A 22159-nucleotide genomic window follows, 5' to 3' on the forward strand; every position below is an offset into this window, starting at 1 on the left:
ATTTGGTTCCAAGCGGATCATTTATTACTTTATAAAAAACGGTTTTGTTTGTATCACCTATATGCTCACGCAGACGGTATCCAATAAACATTTTTACCTAACCGTCCAAATCCTGCTGGTGGTCTATGCCTATATGCTATGCGCTGGTTATCAGCCATAGCGCTCTGACCATCAGCATCTCGTACATAGCGTGCCAGTGTCATCGCTGGCGTGGTGCCGTAGCGTGCGCCAGGTGATGCGCAAGTCCAGATATGACGCAGTGTCAGAGCTACTTCAGGGGCAATCTGATCTAAGTAAGCTAAACCTTGTGCACAAGCTTCAAGCGTTAGGTCGGCATGATCACACAGCCGTGCTGCTGCAGTTTGGTTGCCGTGAATGTCGTAGGTGTAGGTTTTACCGATATCGTGAAGCAGACCAGCCACGAAACCAATTTCTTGCAATACCCTTGGCATCTCCGGCTCATTAGTTTGGATCATGCTGAGCACATTCTGCGCGACCTCAAGCGAGTGCTCAAGCAGGCCACCAGCTTCATTGTGGTGATAGCTTTTGCTCGCAGGTGCCTTGAGAAAAACTTCAAGACTACGCTGCCGCTCCAGTACAAGCTTGATAAAGACTTGCAGGGCTGTGAACTTAAGTGAACGAACGGCTGCTACCAAGCGATCAAGAGATTCTGGCTTTGGGCAAGCCAGTCTTGGCAAAGTCTGTAAGGCCGGAAGCTTTGCAACGTCGCGCTGCAGTGGACGATGCATGTTATTGAGTAGAATGACATCGCCATCCATGCTTGCATATTGTTGTCCTTTGACCGTCACCAACTCCATGTGTCCAAGTTTTTCAGGGATTACTAAAGAGTCAATCACGGCCAGAGCGACATAATCATTTGCACAACTGCTGAGTCGTATGCGCAGATAAGGAATACCTTCATCGTCAAAGCAAGCCACTCGGCCAGTTAGACGGAAGGTGCCGCTAAAGCTTGCATGCTCTATTGGATGCAGGTTATTCAGTTTCATAAACTAACTCCTCGTTTTCAACGACTTCCTCAATGACGCGGCTCTGGATCAAGCGCTCAAACGCACTGCCATCCATACGAGTCAGGTTAGGGATGTAACGTGAGTACACCTTGAATAGCATTTCAGTTGATGAATGCCCTAAGGTGCGAGCAACCCACTCAGGGTTTTCGCCAGAGGCAAGTAGTAACGTGGCCGCAGTGTGCCGTGTCTGATAAGGCCGACGTTTTTTGAGATTTAATGCACGCAGCAATGGATACCAAACCCGCTTAGTCACATTGTTGTGATCGAGCGGCTTGGCTTCGCTGTTGCAAAACACAAACTTACTCAACTTCCCCGTTGCTACATGCTGAGCTTTGAGTGCTTCATAGACAGGGCCAAACATGGGTATTTCGCGCTGAGAGCCGTCTGTTTTAGTGTATTCAGTCTCGCCATTGATTAACGTTTCACGCACTAAAATCTCACGCCTTTCGAAATCAACAAATTCCCATTTGAGTCCGTCGATTTCGCCAGTACGCATGCCTGTATAAAAGCGTAGCAAGTAATAGTTGCGGTAATCCTCGCGGACGGTTTGCAGAATGGTTTCCACCTCTGTCAGTGAGAAAGGCTCGATATGCACCTTTTGCAGTTTTAGTGGTTTGATATTGCGGAACGGGTTTTCAAACTCATACCTGTCAGCTGCTTCAGTCAAAATCATTCGTAAGATGGTCATGTGATTGTTGATCGACTTAGGTGACATTAAGCCGCTAGCGCCACGACCTTTACGACGCGCCATCTGGTTGCGTGCTTCAAGAATGTCGGCCTTAGTAACGTCACCGGTGCGCTTGTTCTTAAAACTTGGCTTCAATGAGCTTTCGAGAATGGACTCCACATTGCGAGTGTGGGAGCTGCGCCATTGAATTTTTACTTCAAGAAACCACTGGTCGGCAAAGTCTGAGAAGAGAGGGGTGTTTTTTTGCTTACAGTCCAAGTTAATGTCGTTACTTGCCTCAAATCCTGACATCTGCTTTTGTTGGATTTTTTTAAGGTTAAGGCTTCCTGGGAAAAACTCTGCGTAGTCCAATTCGTCCAAAAGAATTTTTGCCTGAACTTTTGATAGTAAAGCTTCTACTTGCTTCCGGTTTGCAGACGTATCAGTAAGTATTGTTTGCTCGCGGCAGCGATGACCTGCATACATGAAGTCAAGGTAGAGCTTGCCGGTTTCTTTTCGAACCCTGACTTTAGACATGGCAGAAGCCTCCATTAGCCATTGGAATAGCCAAACGCTCATGCTTTTTAGCACCGCTAAGCATTTCCTTTTCAACAGCTTCCCATAGGAAAAGTATTTTCCTGCGGCCAAATGGTTTGATGTAATGCAGACCCTCAAGCAGAACAGTATCCTTCAGCGACTGCCTAATGGTTCGGCAGTCATACTTGATACGCTCGGCCAGTTCCTCAGTAGTCAGATATGTGTATGAAGTGCTCATCGCATTCTTCCTCTTGCTAGTTTATCCTAGATGATTAAAAGACGTTTCTAATAACGAAATGTCATCTTGAGTCACATATTACGCGACAGAATTGCATTTACAAGCGCTTTTTGTCATTTAGAATGATATTTTTACACTTGAGGTGATTTTATGGTTCGTTGCCACCTTGCTCGCATGATGGGCGAGCACAAGATGAACATTGCTGATGTAGCTAGGGAGACAGGTTTAAACCGAAATACGGTGACTCTTCTTTATAAAGAAACTGCACAGCGAATTGAGCTTGATGCGCTCGACAAGCTATGCAAACTGTTTCAGTGCGAGGTCAGCGATTTGCTGGAGTACTTACCAGATAAGACAGAATAGGCAGAAAGCAGCCAAGGATGGCTCAGCAATATACTGGCAAAAGGAGGTTGCTTAGGTGGTGTGACAAAAAAGACTTAAGGTCATTTTTGTGGAGTTGGGAAAAATCGGTGTGAGCGATTTGTCACACATGCGTCACAGAAGTGTCACAGAGCCTTTTTAGGCGATTTTTAAGATGTGAATTACAGGCATAAAAAAAGCCCTAACTTATTGAAAGTTAAGGCTTTAGTATCTGGTTGCGGGAGCAGGATTTGAACCTACGACCTTCGGGTTATGAGCCCGACGAGCTACCAGACTGCTCCATCCCGCGCCGATAAGTATACGCACTTTTCGAGATGTGTCAAAACTTATTTTAAAATCAATCGTTTAGACGCGAGTTACGTAGCTTAATACGTTTTTTCCAGCTGTGGTTGACCCACCAACGCCAATATAAAACTGTACTGCTATAACCTATCACGGCAAGCGCCAACCCCATCGTAAAAGAGCCTAAATATAACGGCTGCCAGTGCGTGGTGGTGACCTCTAAAATCCAGCTAAGGCTGATTTTTTCAGGTAAATGCAAGGTGGGTGTATTGAGTAGCCATGCGCCCAGTTTATAGTTGGCGTAAAACACTGGTGGCATGGTAATCGGGTTGGTTAACCAGACTAAACCGACAGAAATGGGTAGGTTGGCGCGAACAGGAATCGCCAAAAAAGCCGCAGCAAACATTTGCATCGGCATTGGGATCATCGCCCAAAATAAACCTACAGCAACTGCACGCGCCACAGAGTGACGGTTCAGATGCCATAAATTGGGATCATGAATAAGGCTGCCCAAAAAACGTAATGACGGATTATGTTTTAGTTTTTCTGGATCAGGCATGTATCGTTTAAACAGTTGACGAGGCATGAATTTTCTCTGACATGCTAAAGCTCATCTATTATGCATCTTATTCGCGCACGGTGCTGTCGCAGGGAGTGACAAAAGCACGAGAAAACGTGGTATTGACGTGAATATTTGTTTGCAAATGCTACAGGGAGGTAGTGTTGTGCGTTTATCAGTGCTCGCTTTTATTTTTGGTCTGCTGGGGTTGCGCGGGTTACCTTGGCTGCCAAACTCGTCTTGGTTGTTGCTTTTTGTGCTTATGGCTCTGCTACTGTTGTTGAGTCGTTTGTATCTACTTGGCTTTGCTCTATTGGGTTTATCCTGGGCTTGCCTAAGTGCGCAGTGGGCGCTTGCTGATCAGCTCGCAACTGACTTGGACGGGCGCACGCTATGGATTGAAGGCATTGTCGTCGGCTTACCAGAATGGCCGATCGTGCCGGGGCAGGCAGCGACGGTACGCTTCGAGCTGCAAGATGCTGTCTCGCGACGTGCCGAGTTACCCAAACGTATGCGTTTAGCATGGCGTACGCCACCCGTGCAGATCAAAGCCGGTGAACGCTGGCGTTTAGCTGTACGCTTAAAACGTCCTGATGGCTCGCTGAATCCGCACGGTTTTGATTATCAAGCATGGCTGTTTGCTAAGCGTATTGGTGCCACAGGCTCAGTAAAAACGGGGCAGCGTTTAGTTACAGGGCAGGGGCTGCATCATTGGCGAGAACACATTAGAGAGCGTTTACAACGTTATGCGCCAAAACAGGCTCAAGGTGTTATGGCCGCGCTGGTGCTTGGTGATAGCTCGGGTCTAAGTGCACAGCAGTGGCAAACACTCCAGACCACCGGCACAGTGCACTTAATGGTAATTTCTGGCCAGCATATTAGTTTGATTGCGCTGATCGCCTATGGGGCTGTGGTGTGGCTGGTGCGGTTAGGTTGGTGGCCATCGCGGATCCCATGGCTGCCGGTCGCTTGTGTGCTGTCGATGTCTGCAGCACTGGCCTATGGTGCTTTTGCAGGTTTTGCTGTGCCGGTCCAGCGTGCTTGTATTATGGTGATGGTTGCTTTGTTATGGCGTTGGCGTTTTCAACGTTTAAGTGCGTGGACGGCTTATTTAGCTGCCTTATGTCTAGTGTTAGTGTATGAGCCTTTAGTTGTTTTGCAGGCTGGTTTTTGGTTGTCGTTTACTGCGGTAGGGGCGTTGGTCTTAGCTTTTTCAGCACGCTTAGGACCGTGGCGCTGGTGGCATATCATGGGGCGAACGCAATGGATTGCAGCGATTGGCTTGGCGCCTTTTTTATTAGCTTTAAGTTTACCCGTCAGTATGATGGGGCCTGTGGCTAATATTTTTGCTGTGCCGTGGTTGAGCTTAATAGCCTTGCCGCTCACTCTGCTGGGTACTTTGTTGTTGCCATGGCCCGCTCTTGCTGCTTGGGTTTTAAGTGTGGCTGGCTGGTGCTTGCAGTCTATGTTCATTACTCTCGACTGGTTTGCTCAAGGCTGGCCGGCTTGGCAGGGTGGTGGTGTTTCAACAGTCGCTTTACTGCTCGCCTTGCTCGGCGTCTTATGTTTTATATTACCGCGCCCACTGTTGCCCTTATCCGCAGGCTTAGCGCTCTGTTTGCCGTTAATCAATCCTAGTCACCAACAGTTGGTTGATGGCGAGGCGCAAGTATGGGTGTTAGATGTGGGTCAAGGACAGGCGGTTTGGGTGAAAACGGCACACCACAGCCTCTTATATGATGCTGGACCTTTAACCTCAGGTTTTGATTCTGGTGAGCGTATTGTGTTGCCGGTGTTACGCGGTTTTTATCAAACCCATTTAGATCAACTGCTGATTTCACATGCTGATACTGATCATGCTGGCGGCGCGCAGGCCATTCTTGATGCTGTGACTGTTGCGCAAGTCGTGAGCGGTCAGCCAACAGAGCATCCTGCACACCTATCTGCGCAAACCTGTACCGAGCAGCAGTGGCATTGGGATGGTGTCTGGTTTTGGCGCTGGCAGTGGCGTAACGCTAAAGATAGCAATCAGCAATCCTGTGTATTACTGATTGCTGCGCAAGGTGAGCGCTTACTGTTAACCGGTGATTTAGATGCAGCTGGCGAAGCCGCTTTATTAGCCGACTGGCCTTGGATAAAAGCCGATTGGCTGATAGTCGGACACCATGGTAGTCGCACCTCAAGCTCGCGACGCTTTGTGCAAGCTATTAGTCCTCGATATGCTGTGATTTCTCGGGGTAAACATAATAGTTATGGTCATCCACACCCGCAAGTATTAGCCAACTTAGAGCGTGAGCAGGTGCGTATTTATGACACGGCGGTTGATAAAGCTGTGCTGGTTTATTTAGGTCACTATAAAGAGCCTTGGACAATGGCCATGCAATTACGCTTTTGGCGCTAAAATGCGCAGGCTTACGTACGGTGTAGCGGTTAGCCTGTGCTAAAGTTAGCAAAACTTATTTTTGGAGTCGCTATTGTGTGGGAACTGATCAAGTCAGGCGGTTGGATTATGCTGCCTATTGTGTTGTGTTCAATTATTGCAGTTGCCATCATCGCTGAGCGTTTATGGACATTACGCGCCTCGCGAATCAGTCCTCCGCTGTTGCTGGGCCAAGTCTGGCGCTGGGTGCAGGCTAAGCAAATGGATAAAGATAAGTTTAATCAGTTACGTGAAGGCTCTCCTCTGGGCCAGATCCTCGCTGCTGGCTTAGCAAATTCACGCTACGGTCGCGAGATGATGAAAGAAAGTATTCAAGAAGCAGGCTCCAAGGTGGTCAATGAACTGGAGCGCTATTTGACGCCATTGGGTACGATTGCCGCGATTACACCGTTGCTGGGCTTGCTCGGTACGGTATTGGGGATGATTGAGATTTTTGGTGCTTTTATGAACTCAGGTATGGCCAATGCTCCACAGTTGGCTGGCGGCATTGCTAAAGCCTTGGTGACCACTGCGGCTGGTTTGATTGTGGCTATTCCAGCGGTGTTCTTCCACCGGTTTTTACAGCGCCGAGTGGATGAATTGGTGGTCAATATGGAGCAAGAAGCGATTAAATTGGTTGAGGTTGTACAGGGCAATCGTGAGGTTGAGTTGAGTGAGGATCAGGTGTGAAATTCCCTCGTAAACCCCGTGAGCCGGTTGATATCAACTTAGCTCCACTGATTGATGTGGTGTTTATCCTCTTGCTGTTTTTTGTCGTGACGACAACCTTTAACCGTGAAACTCAGCTTAAAGTTGATTTACCAGAAGCCGTTAGTGGCACGCCACCAGAAGTTGTCACCATTCCGCTTGAGATTTTAGTGGCGGTGGATGGCTCCTTTGCTTTAAATGGCAAAAGTTTAAGTAAAAATGATTTGAGTACACTAATGGAAGCACTGCGTATTGAGTCCGGCGGTGATCAAAGCTTACCGATCATGCTAAGTGCTGATGCTAAAGCACCTTATCAGGCGGTCGTTACCGCAATGGATGCGGCGTCTAAGCTGGGCTTTGCCCATTTGCGCATTACTACGGTTGAGGCTCAGGCTGAATAGTGAAACTTGGCGACCGTATCGTGCAGGCTTGGTATCACGGGCATCCAGCGTTGTCTTTATTATGGCCGCTGGAACAACTGTACCGTTGGATTGTAAAACGTAAACGAGCGCGATTTGTTAACGGTGACAGTGCAGCCTACCGTGCGTCAGTGCCGGTGATTGTGGTGGGTAATATCACCGTTGGTGGTACCGGTAAAACGCCTTTAATTTTATGGTTGATTGAGCAGTGCCGCGTACGAGGTTTACGGGTGGGTGTGGTCAGTCGTGGTTATGGTGCATGTCCCGCTCATTTTCCGTGGACGGTTAAGGCGACTGATTCAGCCGAGCAAGCGGGCGATGAGCCGTTGTTGATTGTGCAGCGCAGTGGCGTACCGTTAGTGATTGCCCCCGAGCGTGCGCAAGCGGTGCAGCAACTATTGGCTGAGCACAGCGTTGATATTATTTTGTCCGATGATGGTTTGCAGCATTATGGTTTAGCGCGTGATTTAGAGCTGGTGCTGATTGATGCGGCGCGCGGTCTTGGCAATCAACGTTGTTTGCCCGCCGGGCCGTTGCGTGAGCCCGTTGAGCGTTTGCACAGTGTCGATGCTGTGCTCTTCAATGGCGCGCTGCAAGACAGTACCAGTGGTTTTGCTATGCAACTGCAACCGACCGAACTGGTGCATGTGCGCAGTGGCCGCCGTGAGCCATTAAGTTACTTCCCTGCTCAGCAAAAAATGCATGCCGTGGCCGGAATTGGCAACCCGCAGCGTTTCTTCAAGACGCTTGAAGGGTTAAACTGGCAAACCATTGCCCATGCCTTTGCGGATCACGCGCAGTTTACCGCGCAAGATTTGCAATTTGCTGATGATTTACCGGTTGTCATGACCGAAAAAGATGCGGTGAAGTGCCGTGAGTTTGCCGCAGATAATTGTTGGTATTTAGCGGTAGCAGCACAGCCTTCACCTGCTTTTGCGCGCTGGTTTACTGAGCAGCTAAAGCGTTTATTGACTGATTCGTGATGAGGATATGCTGATGGACCCGAAACTTTTAGATATTTTAGCCTGCCCGTTATGCAAAAGTGCGCTGCAACTCAATGCCGATAAAACTGAGTTGTGGTGCAAGGCTGATGGTTTAGCTTTTCCAATTCGTGATGATATTCCAGTGATGCTGGAAACCGAAGCACGTACTTTAAGTAATGATGAGCGTTTGGATTAAATCATGAGCCAAGCTTTTAGTGTGGTGATTCCTGCTCGTTTTGCCTCTAGCCGCTTTCCTGGTAAGCCGTTGCAAGATATTGCCGGTATGCCAATGATTCAGCGGGTATGGCTGCAAGCGCAGAAAAGTGCGGCGCAGCAGGTGGTAATTGCCACTGATGATCAACGTATTTTTGCTGCTTGTCAGAGCTTTGGTGCACAGGTGTTGATGACTCGTGATGATCATGAATCAGGCACTGATCGTTTAGCTGAAGTGGTTGAGCAGTTGGGCTTGTCCAGTGATGCGATTGTGGTCAATGTGCAGGGTGATGAACCCTTGATTCCGCCAGCAGTGATTGATCAAGTGGCAGCAAATTTAGCGCGCTACACGCAAGCGTCGATGGCCACCTTAGCCGAACCGATCACCGATATTGCCAGTGTGCTTAATCCGAACGTGGTGAAAGTCAGCACCGATGTGCAAGGCTATGCTTTGACTTTTAGCCGTGCGCCTGTGCCGTGGCCACGTGATGCGTTTGCCAAGAGCCAAGACGTGATGCCTGCAGGTGTTGAGTTTCGTCGGCATATTGGTATTTATGCCTATCGTGCTGGTTTTTTAGCAGATTTTGTCGCCTGGGGCTCTTGTGCATTAGAATTGACCGAGTCCCTTGAGCAGTTGCGTGCCTTATGGAATGGTGCGCGTATTCATGTGGCTGATGCGCTTGAGGCACCGCCCGCAGGCGTTGACACGTTGGAAGATCTACAGCGTGTTCGACGTTATTTTGAGGAAAAGTAATGAAGGTTCTTTTTGTCTGTTTAGGTAATATTTGTCGCTCACCCACTGCCGAAGGGGTGTTTCGTCAGTATTTGGCTGACTCACCGCTGGCCAATAAGGTCAGTGTTGATTCCGCCGGCACGGCAGATTGGCATACCGGCAAAGCCCCAGATCCACGCACTTGTAGCGCAGCGCTCAAGCGTGGTTATGATTTGTCAAAGTTACAAGCTCGGCAAGTGACAGAGGCGGACTTCCATGCCTTTGATCTCATTTTGGCAATGGATAACAGTAACCTGGCCAACTTAGAAGCGCTGCGTCCGGCTAATAGTCGTGCCGAGCTGGACTTGCTATTGCAGCGTTATCAGCTGGCGCGCAATGAAGTGCCTGATCCGTACTATGGTGGTGAACAAGGTTTTGAAGAGGTTCTCGATTTGCTGGAAGGTGCCAGCCAGGCGCTGTTAGCTGAGCTGCAGGAGCGTGTGTGAGCTTGCTTATCGAAAGGGATGTCTCGCTTAAGCTTTACAACACCTTAGCTGTCGATGTGAGTGCGCGCTTTTTTGTTGCGGTGCACTCGCTAGAGCAACTGCAAGACGCGTTAGCCTGGGCCAAACAGCAGGGCGTCGCGGTGTTTTTACTGGGTGGTGGTAGTAACTTGGTGTTGACCGCAGATCTACATGCGCTCGTGATCTATATCCAGTTACGCGGTATCCAGCTGCTCAGTGAAGATGCACATTCTGCGCAGATCGAAGTGCAGGCCGGTGAAAACTGGCATGCCTTTGTGCAGTGGAGTTTGGCGCAAGGCTTTAGTGGTTTAGAAAACCTCAGTTTAATTCCAGGCAGTGTCGGTGCTGCGCCCGTGCAAAATATTGGTGCTTATGGTGTTGAGCTAAAAGATCACCTGGAGAGTGTCTTAGTCTTGGATCGTGAGACTGGGCAAACCCAGCGTCTAAGCGCTGAGCAGTGCCAATTTGCCTATCGCGACAGTGTGTTTAAGCGCGAGTCAGGTCGGCGGGTGATTTTAAGTGTGATTTTTAAGTTGCCTAAACAGGCGACCTTGCATTTGGATTATGGTCACCTGCGCAGTTATTTGGCCGAGCAGCAGGTGTTGCAGCCGACAGCGCAAGATGTCAGTCGTGCCGTTTGTGCCATTCGCGCCGAGAAACTGCCCGATCCACAACAGTTGGCGAACGCCGGTAGCTTCTTTAAAAACCCAGTCATCAGTGCTGAGCATGCGCAGCAACTTAAACAAAACTATCCGGCTCTTGTCAGTTTTGCGCAAGACGATGGCTCAGTAAAATTAGCCGCTGGCTGGCTGATTGAGCAAGCAGGCTGGAAAGGTGTGCGTCAGGGCGATGCTGGTGTGCACGCTAAACAAGCCTTGGTCTTGGTTAACTATGGTGGCGCAACCGGTATACAAATCCTTCAGCTGGCTGCGCAGATTCAGGCTGATATTTTTCAGCGCTTTGCCGTTGAATTGGAAATCGAACCCAATGTGATGGGTCAGGTTAATACGCCAGCTTAGCGGTCAAAATACCTACCATTTATTTAACATTTTGATTATGTGACTCAACAGTCATTTATACTAACGTCGTATTGTTGTTGCGTTCCTTGAGTGACAGCGTCGGGTGGGCCAGCGGAGTTTCTGGTTTATCAAATGCTGGAGGTATTCATTGGATCACCATGCAGTGACAGCGAGTCAGCCCGACCGACTTACTTTGTTTCGAAAGTATGCCTCCAGTGTGCGCCGCGATCGGCGACTCAGCGGCACGAATGTCCGCACTTTAACGCTTAAAAGCCAACTTGAAAGCCAAGACAGTGTCACCCTTGATGTTCGAATTGAGCAGGGCGTCGTTACCGAGCTTGGCTATCGCGTGCGTGCGTGCTCTCTGGCTCAGGCAATCACCGGTATTATTGCTGCACGTGTTCCTGGGCTCACAGCGCCCACCTTACTTGCCGCTCGGCAAGACCTAGAGCGTATCTTGCAGGATGCGCCTCCTGCCGATTCGGCATTGATTTGGCCAGAACTGTTGGTGTTGCAAAGTGCAGCAGGAATGCCTGATCGGCATGAGGTTGCTTTGCTACCTTTCCAGGTTTTACAGCAATTACTGACTTTAGAGGAGAACCCAGCACAACAGCACGAGCAAGAATAAGATTTCATCCAAATTCGATGGAATGAAACAGTAATTAAGGAGTAAGACAATGATCAAAACTATTATTGTAGTTGGCGGTGGTATTGGCGGTACCATGACGGCCAATAATCTCGTCAGCAAGCTTTACGCAGAAATCAGTCGTGGTGAAGTACGCGTTCTGCTGATCTCCAATAGCCCTTGGCACTACTACAAACCGGCGTTTATGTATGTAGCTTTTGGCGCGTTCTACAAAGAAGAACTCAGGCGTCACCAAGCGTCGTTACTGCGCCCAGAAATCGACTTCGTGCTTGACCAAGTCGATAACTTTGAGTTCAAGCAGAGTCGCTTAAGAATGCGCTCCGGTGCGACTTATGACTACGACTATCTTGTGGTGTCTACCGGTTGCATTCCTTCCCCCGAACGTATTGAAGGCCTGCAGGAAGCAGGAGATCACTTCTATCAGCACGACCCCGCACGCAAACTCTATGAGAAAATTTCCACGATTGAAAAGGGTCGGATTTTCATCGGTGTAACCTTCCCGAAAACCCCGAATGTGCCACATCAGTGTGGTATTGCACCGATGGAAACCACCTTGATGTTGGATGAGTTTCTGCGCAAGCGAGGCGTACGTGATCAAATTGAGATCGTCTACACCTATCCAACGATTTCGCAGTTGGTGCGTAACTGTCTATTCTTGCAAAAACAAACCGGTGAAGTCTTGCCCAGTGTGTTTGACTCGAAAGGCATTATCCATAAGCGTAGCTTTACTCTGGCCAGTGTTGATCCCGAGCGTAAAGTGGCTATTTCTGAAGAAGGCGAGGAAGAGAATTTTGACATTCTCATTCAAACGCCGCCCATCCGCGCGGTGGATGCGGTGCTCAATTCTGGAGTGTCGCAAGCGCCTAACAATGAAGGTTGGCTGCCGACTGATCGTTATTCGTTACAGTTAGAGGGTTTTGAAAACGTCTTTGTGATGGGCGATACGGTTGACCTACCAATCAGTAAGGCAGGCGGTAGTTGCCACAACCAATCACCGGTGATTTGTAACAATATCGCTGGTCTGATGCGCTGGGGCAAAACGGTTGCTGAATATGATGGCAAGGTGCAGGCCGTTGCGCAGATGGGAATGGATGTCGGTATGCCGCTGTGGTACGACTATGATGTCGATGTGATCCCCACTCCCGCGACCAAAATTGGTGGCCTCATGCGCAAAGGTTTTAACCGAGGCGTTTACTGGTCAGTCGCTCGCGGCTTGGTTTAAGGAGATTATAAAATGACTCATCAAAATCCAGAAACATCCACGCAGACCTTAGAGCAACTGCTCGAGTGTTTGCCTGCCCTGAAAAACGAAGCGACACAGGCCGGACTTGCTGATCTGTTAGACAAGCTCGCGCCGCTGTTACAAGGCCGGCGTCTGCACAACATTGTTGATCTGCTGGCCGCTACATCGGACGTGATTGAAATGACCGATGATGCCATGCTGCAGAAACTTATGGCGCTCTACGAAGAGAGCATTGGCGGTGTCTGGATGCTAACCAATGCGCTGCGTTATGCATCGGCGCAAGCAGCTGCCAACTCCACACCGCCCACTTTGTGGCAAAGCGTGAAGAAATTTAACCAGAATGAAGATGCTCGGCGTGGCTTGGATGTGGTGTCGAATATCTTGGCTGAATTGGGTCGTCAGTCTGCTATCAAAGGACAAAAAATGCCTGAAGATTGAGCTATAACGACTGTGATTAAGCCCAATAAAAATATTGGGCTTTTTTATGCGCCAATACTAATGTGTTGTCTGAGGTCGACTGCATGGTTTTTTAATTGCTTGTATTGTTTTGTATCGATTTGGTATTGGTTGTGTATATGTTTTTCGTGAAGTAAATAAATTTTGTGCCATAATAATCTGTACTTACACATCGAGAAAGAGATTATGTCGCAATCTATTCGTTGGCCCATTGTGGTTGTTCTTGCGCTATGTGCGGCACTGCTACTGTGGTTGGTTTCAGGCTCGCAGTCGCAGGCCATTGCTCAAGCAAATCCGCTCAATTTGGCCCAGCACGTTTATAACTTACCAGAAGTGAGTGCTGCGCAGCCTGCGCTGGCTTTTGATAAAACTAAGCCAACCTTGGTTAAGTTGTGGGCCAGTTGGTGTCCTTTATGCCTGTCTGAACTTGGGCAAACGGAAGAATGGGTCACCGATGCGGATTTATCAGCCGCTAATTTGCTGACGGTGGCCTCACCAGGTGTATTGGGAGAGCAGCCTTTAGCCGCCTTTAAAGACTGGTATAGCGGCTTAGATTATCCGCAGTTACCCGTGCGCGTTGATAGCAGTGGCGAGTTGATTAAACGTCTAGGCGTTAAGGTCTATCCCAGTTGGGCACTGATTGATCAGCAAGGCCAGTTGGCGCGAGTGATTAAAGGCAGTATCAATAAATCACAAGCTTTAGCTTTGTTGGCTAACCCTGAAGCGGATCTTAATGATGCCGCTCATATTTTTTATCAGCCGAAAAGTAATCAAGATTCTGTGCCGATTAATGCGCGCACGATCTACTTAGCCGGTGGTTGCTTCTGGGGTGTTGAAGCGTATTTCGAGCGCATTGATGGTGTGCTGGATGCGGTGTCGGGCTATGCCAATGGCCGTACAGAAAACCCAAGTTATGAGGATGTGGTTTATCGTAATACTGGCCATGCGGAAACGGTAAAAGTAGTCTATAACCCAGACAAGCTCAGTCTCGATGATATTTTGCAGTATTATTTTCGCATCATTGATCCGACCAGCTTGAACAAGCAAGGCAATGATCGCGGCGAGCAATACCGTGCCGGTGTCTACAGCAGTGATGTGGCCGAGCAATCTGTGATTGCCGCATCTTTAAATGAATTGCAAAAGCGCTATAAAAGACCTGTGGTTGTTGAGAATAAACCACTGCAGCATTTCTATGAAGCAGAGCAATACCATCAAGATTACTTGATGAAAAATCCTAATGGTTATTGTCATGTTGATTTAAATAAGGCTGATGAGCCGCTGCCGGGCAAAGCCAAGTCAGCAGACAAAACCCAACAGGATTTTGATGCCAGTCGCTTCCAAAAGCCGGATAGCAAAACCTTGCAGCAACGCTTGAGTCGTGAGCAATATCAGGTCACGCAAAACAGCGGCACTGAACGTGCCTTTAGCCACCGCTATGATGAGCTGTTTGAGCCGGGCTTGTATGTGGATATTGTCAGCGGTGAACCATTGTTCAGTTCACGTGATAAGTATCAATCGGGCTGTGGTTGGCCGAGTTTCGTTAAGCCGATTGATGCCAGTGCGGTGCTTGAAAAAACTGACACCAGCTATAACATGCGCCGCATTGAAGTGCGCAGTCAGGTTGCTGACTCACATTTAGGCCATGTCTTTCCTGATGGTCCGAGTGATCGAGGCGGGCTACGTTACTGTATCAATGGCGCCAGTTTGAAGTTTATTCCCAAAGCGCAGCTACAAGAGCAAGGCTATGCGCAGTGGCTGAAAAATGTGGAATAAGTCAGCTAGATATCAATAATAAATCGCGATAACGTCTTTGCTCTGAGGACGTTATCGCGTATGCGCTGTTATGCGCAGCGCTCAGATCGAGTGGGGCGTTTAGCGATTACTCAAAATCTTCAGCATGGCTTTCATCATTGGTTTGAGTTGATGTTTTTTGTGCTTGGATGCGAATCAAGGCGCCAAGAGTGCTGTAGTCAATAAAGGTCACTTGGCCGTTAGCGACGATGGCATTCTGCTTAAAGTGTTCGCTGCTAAGCAAGGTTTGATCAGGGTTAAATTGGTTAATCCAGAGATCAAGTTGTACTGTACTGGTACGGTCAAACTCAAAGGTCAGTGTGCCTTCCACAGGGTAATGATCAAAATGCTCTTGACCCTCACTAATGGCTGTTTGTACGGAAGTCTCCTCGTTGCTGCTTTGCAGCCAAGCCTTATGCAGCACTATCTGATAGCCATGTTCAGGGGTGAGCTTTTCAGCTAAGTGGCCAAGGTGTGTGCTGCGTTGCATCTCCGCCGTGATAGCTGGAGCACCGTTGGCCCAGTTATCAGGCGCAATACGGCTGGCTGGCATACTTTCGCTGCCTTGGCGAAAGACAATCAACTCAACCAACTGTGTGTCATTTGCAAACGCTTTGGTGCTGCACAAAGCGAACAGAAGAACGGTGTGAACTAAGTAACGCATGTACAGCTCCTTAAATTATTATTATTCAGACAGTTGCCCTAAGAGTGCTTCGATTGTAGCAAAACGCTGTTGCGGATTATCCATCGGCACAGTAAATTTAAATACTGTCGCACCTTCAAAGCGATAGTGCTTGGGCTGGCTTTGGATCAGTTTAATTAAACGCATTGGATCAACACAGGTATCCCCAGCAAACTCTAAGCGACCGCCGTAGGGTCCGGCATCAATTTTTAGAATACCCAGTGCTTGTGCTTTCAGTTTGAGTTCGGTTATGCGGATTAACTGCTTAGCTGGATCAGGCAATAAGCCAAAGCGATCTATCATTTCCACTTGCAGTTCTTTTAAGGCGTTACTGTCTTTGGCTGATGAAATACGCTTGTAGAGAATCAAGCGTGTATGCACATCGGGCAGGTACTCATCCGGAATCAAGGCCGCTACGCGCAGATTAATATCGGTGCCACTATCCAGCGGTTGTTCTAAATTAGGCTCTACACCTTTACGGATCGATTCCACCGCGCGCTCAAGCATTTCCATATACAGAGTAAAACCAATCGCGTGGATTTCACCGCTTTGACCATCACCAAGTAATTCACCGGCGCCACGGATTTCCAAATCATGGGTGGCGAGCATAAAGCCTGCACCTAAATCTTGTGCATTGCTGATTGCCTCTAAACGTTTTTGCGCATCCGGGGTCATGCTTTTTTGCGGCGGCGTTAGCAGGTAAGCATACGCCTGGTGGTGGCTACGACCCACACGACCGCGCAGTTGATGCAGTTGGGCTAAGCCAAACTTATCGGCGCGATCAATGATAATGGTATTGGCGTTGGGTACATCAATACCGGTTTCAATAATGGTTGAAGCAACCAGCACGTTGTAACGATTGTGGTAGAAGTCGGCCATCACTTGCTCAAGCTCACGCTCATGCATTTGCCCGTGACCGATACCAATGCGCGCTTCAGGTACTAAAGCAGCTAAATCAGCTGCACATTTTTCGATAGTTTTCACATCGTTATGCAAAAAGTAGACTTGACCACCGCGCAGTAATTCACGCAATAGGGCTTCTTTGACCACGGCATCTTGGCGTTGCATGACAAAGGTGCGCACCGACAAGCGGCGTGCCGGCGGCGTGGCAATAATCGACATATCGCGCATGCCGGCAAAGGCCATATTCAGTGTGCGTGGAATCGGGGTGGCGGTGAGGGTGAGAATATCCACTTCACTGCGCAGCGCTTTGAGTTGCTCTTTTTGACGCACACCAAAGCGGTGCTCTTCATCAATAATCACCAAACCAAGGTTGTTAAATTTAACATCACTTTGCAGTAGTTTATGCGTGCCGATTAAAATATCGACTTTGCCTTCGGCGAGATTGCTGATGGCTTGGTTAATTTCTTTGGCGGTTTTGAAGCGGCTCATGACTTCCACTTGCACCGGCCAATCAGCAAAACGGTCGCGAAAACTGTTGTAGTGTTGTTGCGCCAATAACGTGGTCGGCACCAGTACCGCGACTTGCTTGCCGCTGTGTACGGCAATAAAGGCCGCGCGCATCGCTACTTCAGTTTTACCAAAACCCACATCCCCGCAAATTAAGCGATCCATGGGCTTGCCTGACAACATGTCATTACGCACATTGTCGATCGCCACTTGCTGGTCGGGAGTTTCCTCGAACGGGAAGGCGGCGCTAAAAGTGCTGTAATCAATGCCTGGATTGCTAAAGGCAAAACCTTCACGAGCGGCACGAATCGCGTAAATATTGAGCAACTCAGCCGCAACATCACGCACTTGCTCGGCGGCTTTCCGCTTGGCTTTTTGCCACTGCTCGGTGCCGAGGCGGTGCAAGGGCGCGCTGCTGTCGTCACTGCCGGTGTAACGGGCGATTAAATGCAGATTAGCCACAGGCACATAGAGCTTGGCTTGATCAGCGTACTCAAGCATTAAAAACTCAGTGGCTTGCTCATCAATCTCTAAGGTGACTAAACCTTGGTAGCGCCCGACACCGTGATCAATATGCACCACCGGTGCGCCTTCGCGTAGTTCGGTCAGATTACGAATCACATGCTCATGGTTGCCATCACGGTTTTTATCGCGACGACGGCGCTGCATCACCCGCTGGCCGAGTAAGGCGCTTTCAGGGATTAGAACTAAATCATCAAGTAGCAAACCCGCTTCAATCGGTGCGACGCAAATGGCGACCTTGAAGTCGGTGGTCAAAAAGTCTTCCCAGCTAGCCACTTCAATCGGCGCAACATCAATCCGCTGTAGTAGCTCTAACAGCACTTCACGGCGACCGGCAGTTTCTACGGTAAAGAGCGTACGGCCGCTAAAGGTCGCTAAAAACTCTTTAACTTTACTGAGCGGTTCTGCAGCGCGCGCATCAATTGATAAGTCTGGAAATGCCTGTACCGGTAAGCGTTCGCGGCCAACAGCAGGGCTGACATCCTCGCTATCAATAATAATCCGAGGATGGTCTTTTAGTGCGCTGTAGTACTCGTTTATGGCAATAAATAAGTCGTTAGGTGGCAGTAGCGGACGTTCAATATCACCGCGTCGTTCTTCAAAACGGCTGCGAATATCCAGCCAAAACGCTTCGGCAGCCGCATCGACGCCGAGTAAGGAGAAAACTTGTGCATCGTCAGGCAGGTAATCAAATAGACTGCTGGTGTCTTCAAAGAACAACGGTAAGTAAGATTCAATCCCGGCTGGGATAATGCCGCTGGCTAAATCTTGATAGAGCGGACAGCGTCTAAAATCAACATCAAAACGTTCACGAAAGCGTGCACGAAAATCACCACGGGCTTTTTTATCTAAAGGGAACTCGCGCGCCGGTAACAGGCGAATACTCTCAACTTTCTCATTTGAGCGTTGGGTCTCTGGATCAAAGGTGCGTAGTGTTTCGATTTCATCATCAAACAAGTCAATACGGTAGGGCACGTCACTGCCCATTGGGAATAAGTCCAGCAAGGCGCCGCGCACAGCAAATTCGCCATGCTCATAAACAGTATCAACACATTGGTAACCGGACGCTTGCAGACGGCTGCGCATACTCTCCATGTTCAACTTCTGGCCAACGTCGAGCATTAAGCTCGCGTCCAGCATAAAGGACTTCGGCGCTAAGCGGTGCAGGGCGGTATTAATCGGCACCACTAAAATACCCTGCTGCAATTGCGGCAGTTGATACAAGGTGGCCACGCGCTGGGAAATAATATCCTGATGCGGAGAAAAAACATCGTAAGGCAAGGTTTCCCAGTCAGGGAAATGCAAAACTGGTAACTCTGGGGCAAAAAAAGCCAATTCTTCTTTAAGACGTTCAGCGCTCTGGCTATTGTCGGTTAACAACAGGGTGAAACGTTGCACACTGCGCGCAGCTTCAGCAATAGCAAGGCCTTGAGTGGCACCTGGTAGATTGCCCCAGAGTTGTTTTGTCGAGCGTGTAGGTAGTTTAGGAAAGCGCAATACAGACACAGTTGGCTCTTGTATGAATAATAAAAGAATCGATTGTAACGGGCTATTGAGTTGCTCGCTAGATAAGGTTTTCAACACAATGTACGCTTAGAGCTTGCTGCTTTCGTTTCTGCAGTCGATAATACAGCTCTTTTTTAGCCCCTAGAATAGGTATCCCACGTGACTCAGAAGACTGACCAGTGTCTTGGTGAATGGATTGATCGCGAAGCGCTTGCCGAGGCAATGATTCCGCTTGTTGGCCAACTGTACCGCAATAATAATGTGGTAACGTCGATTTATGGACGAGGCCTGATCAACCGTTCTGTGATTGCAATTCTTAAAGCGCACCGCTTTGCTCGTCACCGTATTGGTGATGATTCTGAACTGTCCGTGCGTGATACTTACCCTATTCTGAAGATCATGAGCGAAATGGATCTTGGTAGTGCGTCTGTCGACTTGGGTAAAATGGCGGTTAAATTTAACAGCGAAGCTAAGGGTCGCAGCCTCGAGCAATTCGTGCGTGACGAGCTAGCCAGTGTGGCCGGTAAACGCGACAGCAATGTGCATCAAGGTACCGATGTCGTGCTCTATGGCTTTGGCCGTATTGGTCGTTTATTAGCGCGAATCCTCGTCGCCAAGACGGGTGCCGGTGATGGTTTACGCTTACGCGCTATTGTGGTGCGTAAAGGCGCTGAAAACGATCTGGCTAAACGTGCCAGCTTGTTGCGTCGTGACTCTGTGCATGGTCCGTTTGACGGCACCATCGTGATTGATGAAGAAAACAGCACGATGACAGTCAATGGCAATCTGATTCAAGTGATCTATTCAAGTGATCCGAAAACTGTCGATTACACTCAGTACGGCATCAAGGATGCGTTGCTGGTGGATAACACCGGTCGCTGGCGCGATGCTGAAGGCTTGAGCCAGCACTTAGGCTGTCCTGGTGTTGAGCGTGTTGTTTTGACTGCGCCGGGTAAAGGCGATATTAAAAATATCGTCCATGGTATTAACCATGCAGAGATTACTGCAGACGATAAAATTATTTCTGCAGCATCCTGTACCACTAACGCCATTGTGCCAGTGTTGAAAGCGATCAATGATAAGTTTGGTATCATCAATGGTCACGTTGAGACTGTGCACTCGTACACCAACGATCAGAACTTAATTGATAACTTCCATACCGGCAGTCGTCGTGGCCGTTCAGCACCGCTGAATATGGTGATTACCGAAACAGGTGCAGCAACTGCTGCAGCTAAAGCCTTGCCTATTCTTAAAGGCAAGCTGACCGGTAACGCGATTCGCGTACCAACACCAAACGTATCTATGGCGATTCTTAACCTCAATCTTAAGAACGGTACCTCGCGCGAAGAAGTGAACGAGTACTTGCGTCAGATGGCGATGCACTCTGAGCTGCAAAAGCAAATTGACTATGTCTGCTCACAAGAAGTGGTTTCCACTGACTTCGTTGGTTCACGGCATGCCGGTGTAGTGGATGCGGAAGCGACTATCTGCACCGAGAACGGTGTCATCCTGTATGTTTGGTATGACAACGAGTATGGTTACAGCTGTCAGGTTGTGCGTGTTATGGAAGAGATCGCAGGCGTCAACCCACCGGCATTTCCACAGTAAGTGGTGCTGGGTGGTTGTTAGCTGTGTAAAAAAGGGAGCCTTTATGGCTCCCTTTTGTTTACTCCCTATGCGTGATGCGAGATACAACTAAAGAGACTATTTAGTAGAAAATTGTTCTTTTGGCTGGCAAGTCACCGTCATGCCTCTTTATAATCATGCAGATTACTTTTTAACGTCGATATAGCTGCATAGTTACTACTTTTGTAGAGGATCTAAGCAGGTATTTCGATATAACTCTAATTTTCACTATCGTGGTTAGGCAGACCTATGATCAAAATAAAACGTGGGCTTGAATTGCCCATGACTGGTATGCCAATACAGCGTATTGAGGCTGCAAAGCCCGTGCGCAGTGTTGCAGTCATAGGCTTCGACTATAATGGGATGAAGCCAACAATGCAGGTACATGAAGGGGATAGGGTCAAGCTTGGCCAAGTTCTTTTCTCTGATAAAAAAACACCTGGAGTGCTATTTACGGCGCCAGGCGCTGGGGTTGTGAAAGCAGTGAATCGTGGCGAGCGCCGCGTACTGCAGTCTGTAGTAATAGAGTTGGATGGTGATGAACAAATCACTTTTGCCAGCTACGCTGCAGATAAACTCGCTAGCTTAGCGGATGAGCAAGTGCGCGAAAACTTGCAGCAGTCGGGTTTATGGGCAGCACTGCGTACGCGCCCTTACAGCAAAATACCGGCAATTGACGCCAGTCCATGTTCGATCTTTGTCACCGCGATCGACACCCATCCCCTCGCGGCAGACCCAGCGATTGTCATCACTGAGTATGCAGAAGACTTCAGTCGTGGTTTGACCGTTCTGACGCGCTTAGCAAAAGTGTTTTTATGCAAAGCCGACGGTGTGACCTTGCCGGGTGAAAACCTAGCCAACGTACACACTGAGGCGTTCTCTGGTCCTCACCCAGCGGGTTTGCCAGGCACACATATTCATTTCCTTGATCCCGTCAATGCCACGCGTAGCGTATGGCAGATCGGTTATCAAGACGTGATCGCTATCGGTAAATTATTTACCACTGGCCAACTCTGGGTTGAACGCGTTATTTCCTTAGCCGGTCCTGTGGCGCAGCAACCGCGTTTAGTCCGTACCCGTTTGGGTGCCAATGTCAGTGATTTAGTCAGCGGTGAATTACAAGCCGGTAACAATCGGGTGATTTCTGGTTCGGTCTTCGGTGGGCGTACCGCACGAGGTACCTGTGATTTCCTTGGCCGTTACCATAATCAGCTGAGTTGTTTGGCTGAAGGTAATGAGCGCCAAGTACTGCACTATTTACGCCCGGGTGTAGATAAGTTCTCCGTACTTAATATCTTCGTTTCTAAGCTATTCGCTAATAAAAAATTTGCTTTCACCACAACGACGAATGGCAGCGAACGCGCCATGATTCCTGTGGGCAGCTATGAAAAAGTGATGCCGCTAGACATTTTGCCAACGCAGTTACTACGTGCACTACTGGTCGGTGATACCGACGTGGCACAAAAGCTAGGCTGCTTAGAGCTGGATGAGGAAGACCTTGCGCTGTGTACCTTTGCATGCCCTGGTAAGTACGAGTACGGCCCGATTTTACGGGATAATCTAACGCGTATTGAGCAGGAGGGATAAG

21 protein-coding genes and 1 tRNA gene are annotated in these 22159 nt (G+C 48.9%); 15 read left to right on the forward strand and 7 right to left on the reverse strand.

Features of this window, described 5'->3' with window-relative positions; all coding sequences use genetic code 11:
• Window positions 1-65 precede the first annotated feature (65 nt).
• The 3 genes from JYJ62_RS14975 to JYJ62_RS14985 are packed head-to-tail and all read right to left on the reverse strand — an operon-like array spanning window position 66 to window position 2470.
• Entirely contained in the window at window positions 66-1007 is a 942-nt protein-coding gene (locus JYJ62_RS14975; protein ID WP_205343043.1) for a TraI domain-containing protein, read from the reverse strand.
• The gene (locus tag JYJ62_RS14980) at window positions 994-2232 is read right to left on the reverse strand and encodes a tyrosine-type recombinase/integrase (protein WP_205343044.1); all 1239 of its coding nucleotides are present in this window, start codon (window positions 2230-2232) and stop codon (window positions 994-996) included. The genes JYJ62_RS14975 and JYJ62_RS14980 overlap by 14 nt, the downstream gene beginning before the upstream one ends.
• Window positions 2225-2470, reverse strand: a complete 246-nt coding sequence (locus JYJ62_RS14985) for a hypothetical protein (protein ID WP_205343045.1) — start codon at window positions 2468-2470, stop codon at window positions 2225-2227. The genes JYJ62_RS14980 and JYJ62_RS14985 overlap by 8 nt, the downstream gene beginning before the upstream one ends.
• A gap of 150 nt (window positions 2471-2620) precedes the next feature.
• Here JYJ62_RS14985 and JYJ62_RS14990 point away from each other — a divergent pair, with 150 nt between their 5' ends.
• Entirely contained in the window at window positions 2621-2833 is a 213-nt protein-coding gene (locus JYJ62_RS14990) for a helix-turn-helix domain-containing protein (protein WP_205343046.1), read from the forward strand.
• Window positions 2834-3063: 230 nt separating this feature from the next.
• On the opposite strand, the gene JYJ62_RS14995 is transcribed toward JYJ62_RS14990, so the two are convergent.
• Window positions 3064-3140, reverse strand: a tRNA-Met gene (locus JYJ62_RS14995).
• Window positions 3141-3188: 48 nt separating this feature from the next.
• Window positions 3189-3719, reverse strand: coding sequence for a DUF2062 domain-containing protein (locus tag JYJ62_RS15000; RefSeq protein ID WP_205343047.1), 531 nt, complete (start codon window positions 3717-3719; stop codon window positions 3189-3191).
• Window positions 3720-3858: 139 nt separating this feature from the next.
• On the opposite strand from JYJ62_RS15000, the gene JYJ62_RS15005 reads away from it, so the two are divergent.
• From JYJ62_RS15005 to msrAB, 12 genes are all read left to right on the forward strand, one after another.
• Window positions 3859-6093, forward strand: coding sequence for a DNA internalization-related competence protein ComEC/Rec2 (locus JYJ62_RS15005; protein WP_205343048.1), 2235 nt, complete (start codon window positions 3859-3861; stop codon window positions 6091-6093).
• Window positions 6094-6168: 75 nt separating this feature from the next.
• The gene (locus tag JYJ62_RS15010) at window positions 6169-6801 is read left to right on the forward strand and encodes a MotA/TolQ/ExbB proton channel family protein (RefSeq protein WP_205343049.1); all 633 of its coding nucleotides are present in this window, start codon (window positions 6169-6171) and stop codon (window positions 6799-6801) included.
• Entirely contained in the window at window positions 6798-7220 is a 423-nt protein-coding gene (locus JYJ62_RS15015; RefSeq protein WP_205343050.1) for an ExbD/TolR family protein, read from the forward strand. Before JYJ62_RS15010 ends, JYJ62_RS15015 begins: the two co-directional genes overlap by 4 nt.
• A complete protein-coding gene (gene lpxK, locus JYJ62_RS15020; protein WP_205343051.1) occupies window positions 7220-8221 on the forward strand; it encodes a tetraacyldisaccharide 4'-kinase in 1002 nt (333 codons plus the stop codon). Before JYJ62_RS15015 ends, lpxK begins: the two co-directional genes overlap by 1 nt.
• Before the next feature lie 13 nt (window positions 8222-8234).
• Window positions 8235-8417 (forward strand): Trm112 family protein, encoded by a 183-nt coding sequence (locus tag JYJ62_RS15025; protein WP_205343052.1) that lies wholly within the window; start codon window positions 8235-8237, stop codon window positions 8415-8417.
• Between the two features lie 3 nt (window positions 8418-8420).
• Window positions 8421-9188, forward strand: a complete 768-nt coding sequence (kdsB, locus tag JYJ62_RS15030; RefSeq protein WP_205343053.1) for a 3-deoxy-manno-octulosonate cytidylyltransferase — start codon at window positions 8421-8423, stop codon at window positions 9186-9188.
• Complete coding sequence (locus JYJ62_RS15035; RefSeq protein WP_205343054.1) at window positions 9188-9652, forward strand: low molecular weight protein-tyrosine-phosphatase; 465 nt, start codon at window positions 9188-9190, stop codon at window positions 9650-9652. The genes kdsB and JYJ62_RS15035 overlap by 1 nt, the downstream gene beginning before the upstream one ends.
• On the forward strand, window positions 9649-10689 hold the full coding sequence (murB, locus tag JYJ62_RS15040) for a UDP-N-acetylmuramate dehydrogenase (RefSeq protein WP_205343055.1): 1041 nt from the start codon (window positions 9649-9651) through the stop codon (window positions 10687-10689). Before JYJ62_RS15035 ends, murB begins: the two co-directional genes overlap by 4 nt.
• A gap of 148 nt (window positions 10690-10837) precedes the next feature.
• Window positions 10838-11317 carry an iron-sulfur cluster assembly scaffold protein gene (locus tag JYJ62_RS15045; RefSeq protein ID WP_205343056.1) on the forward strand — a complete coding sequence of 160 codons (480 nt, stop codon included), beginning with the start codon at window positions 10838-10840 and terminating at the stop codon, window positions 11315-11317.
• Between the two features lie 49 nt (window positions 11318-11366).
• The gene (locus JYJ62_RS15050; RefSeq protein WP_205343057.1) at window positions 11367-12557 is read left to right on the forward strand and encodes an NAD(P)/FAD-dependent oxidoreductase; all 1191 of its coding nucleotides are present in this window, start codon (window positions 11367-11369) and stop codon (window positions 12555-12557) included.
• Window positions 12558-12569: 12 nt separating this feature from the next.
• Entirely contained in the window at window positions 12570-13016 is a 447-nt protein-coding gene (locus JYJ62_RS15055; protein WP_205343058.1) for a hypothetical protein, read from the forward strand.
• Window positions 13017-13220: 204 nt separating this feature from the next.
• The gene (gene msrAB, locus JYJ62_RS15060) at window positions 13221-14807 is read left to right on the forward strand and encodes a bifunctional peptide-methionine (S)-S-oxide reductase MsrA/peptide-methionine (R)-S-oxide reductase MsrB (protein WP_205343059.1); all 1587 of its coding nucleotides are present in this window, start codon (window positions 13221-13223) and stop codon (window positions 14805-14807) included.
• 106 nt (window positions 14808-14913) lie between these two features.
• On the opposite strand, the gene JYJ62_RS15065 is transcribed toward msrAB, so the two are convergent.
• The gene (locus JYJ62_RS15065; RefSeq protein ID WP_205343060.1) at window positions 14914-15489 is read right to left on the reverse strand and encodes a CsiV family protein; all 576 of its coding nucleotides are present in this window, start codon (window positions 15487-15489) and stop codon (window positions 14914-14916) included.
• 21 nt (window positions 15490-15510) lie between these two features.
• Window positions 15511-18945 carry a transcription-repair coupling factor gene (gene mfd / locus JYJ62_RS15070; RefSeq protein ID WP_205343084.1) on the reverse strand — a complete coding sequence of 1145 codons (3435 nt, stop codon included), beginning with the start codon at window positions 18943-18945 and terminating at the stop codon, window positions 15511-15513.
• 159 nt (window positions 18946-19104) lie between these two features.
• On the opposite strand from mfd, the gene JYJ62_RS15075 reads away from it, so the two are divergent.
• Together JYJ62_RS15075 and JYJ62_RS15080 are read left to right on the forward strand one after the other, a co-directional pair.
• On the forward strand, window positions 19105-20553 hold the full coding sequence (locus JYJ62_RS15075; protein ID WP_205343061.1) for a glyceraldehyde-3-phosphate dehydrogenase: 1449 nt from the start codon (window positions 19105-19107) through the stop codon (window positions 20551-20553).
• 267 nt (window positions 20554-20820) lie between these two features.
• On the forward strand, window positions 20821-22158 hold the full coding sequence (locus JYJ62_RS15080; protein ID WP_205343062.1) for a Na(+)-translocating NADH-quinone reductase subunit A: 1338 nt from the start codon (window positions 20821-20823) through the stop codon (window positions 22156-22158).
• Window position 22159 lies beyond the last annotated feature (1 nt).

The organism is Denitrificimonas caeni, from assembly GCF_905120345.1.
Classification (GTDB): Bacteria; Pseudomonadota; Gammaproteobacteria; order Pseudomonadales; family Pseudomonadaceae; genus Denitrificimonas; species Denitrificimonas caeni_A.

Bases quoted from the DNA above. Each gene is read 5' to 3' on its own strand.
- JYJ62_RS14975 (WP_205343043.1), bottom strand. From the start codon at position 1,007: ATGAAACTGAATAACCTGCATCCAATAGAGCATGCAAGCTTTAGCGGC.
- JYJ62_RS14980 (WP_205343044.1), bottom strand. From the start codon at position 2,232: ATGTCTAAAGTCAGGGTTCGAAAAGAAACCGGCAAGCTCTACCTTGAC.
- JYJ62_RS14985 (WP_205343045.1), bottom strand. From the start codon at position 2,470: ATGAGCACTTCATACACATATCTGACTACTGAGGAACTGGCCGAGCGT.
- JYJ62_RS14990 (WP_205343046.1), top strand. From the start codon at position 2,621: ATGGTTCGTTGCCACCTTGCTCGCATGATGGGCGAGCACAAGATGAAC.
- JYJ62_RS15000 (WP_205343047.1), bottom strand. From the start codon at position 3,719: ATGCCTCGTCAACTGTTTAAACGATACATGCCTGATCCAGAAAAACTA.
- JYJ62_RS15025 (WP_205343052.1), top strand. From the start codon at position 8,235: ATGGACCCGAAACTTTTAGATATTTTAGCCTGCCCGTTATGCAAAAGT.
- kdsB (WP_205343053.1), top strand. From the start codon at position 8,421: ATGAGCCAAGCTTTTAGTGTGGTGATTCCTGCTCGTTTTGCCTCTAGC.
- JYJ62_RS15035 (WP_205343054.1), top strand. From the start codon at position 9,188: ATGAAGGTTCTTTTTGTCTGTTTAGGTAATATTTGTCGCTCACCCACT.
- JYJ62_RS15050 (WP_205343057.1), top strand. From the start codon at position 11,367: ATGATCAAAACTATTATTGTAGTTGGCGGTGGTATTGGCGGTACCATG.
- JYJ62_RS15055 (WP_205343058.1), top strand. From the start codon at position 12,570: ATGACTCATCAAAATCCAGAAACATCCACGCAGACCTTAGAGCAACTG.
- msrAB (WP_205343059.1), top strand. From the start codon at position 13,221: ATGTCGCAATCTATTCGTTGGCCCATTGTGGTTGTTCTTGCGCTATGT.
- JYJ62_RS15065 (WP_205343060.1), bottom strand. From the start codon at position 15,489: ATGCGTTACTTAGTTCACACCGTTCTTCTGTTCGCTTTGTGCAGCACC.
- JYJ62_RS15080 (WP_205343062.1), top strand. From the start codon at position 20,821: ATGATCAAAATAAAACGTGGGCTTGAATTGCCCATGACTGGTATGCCA.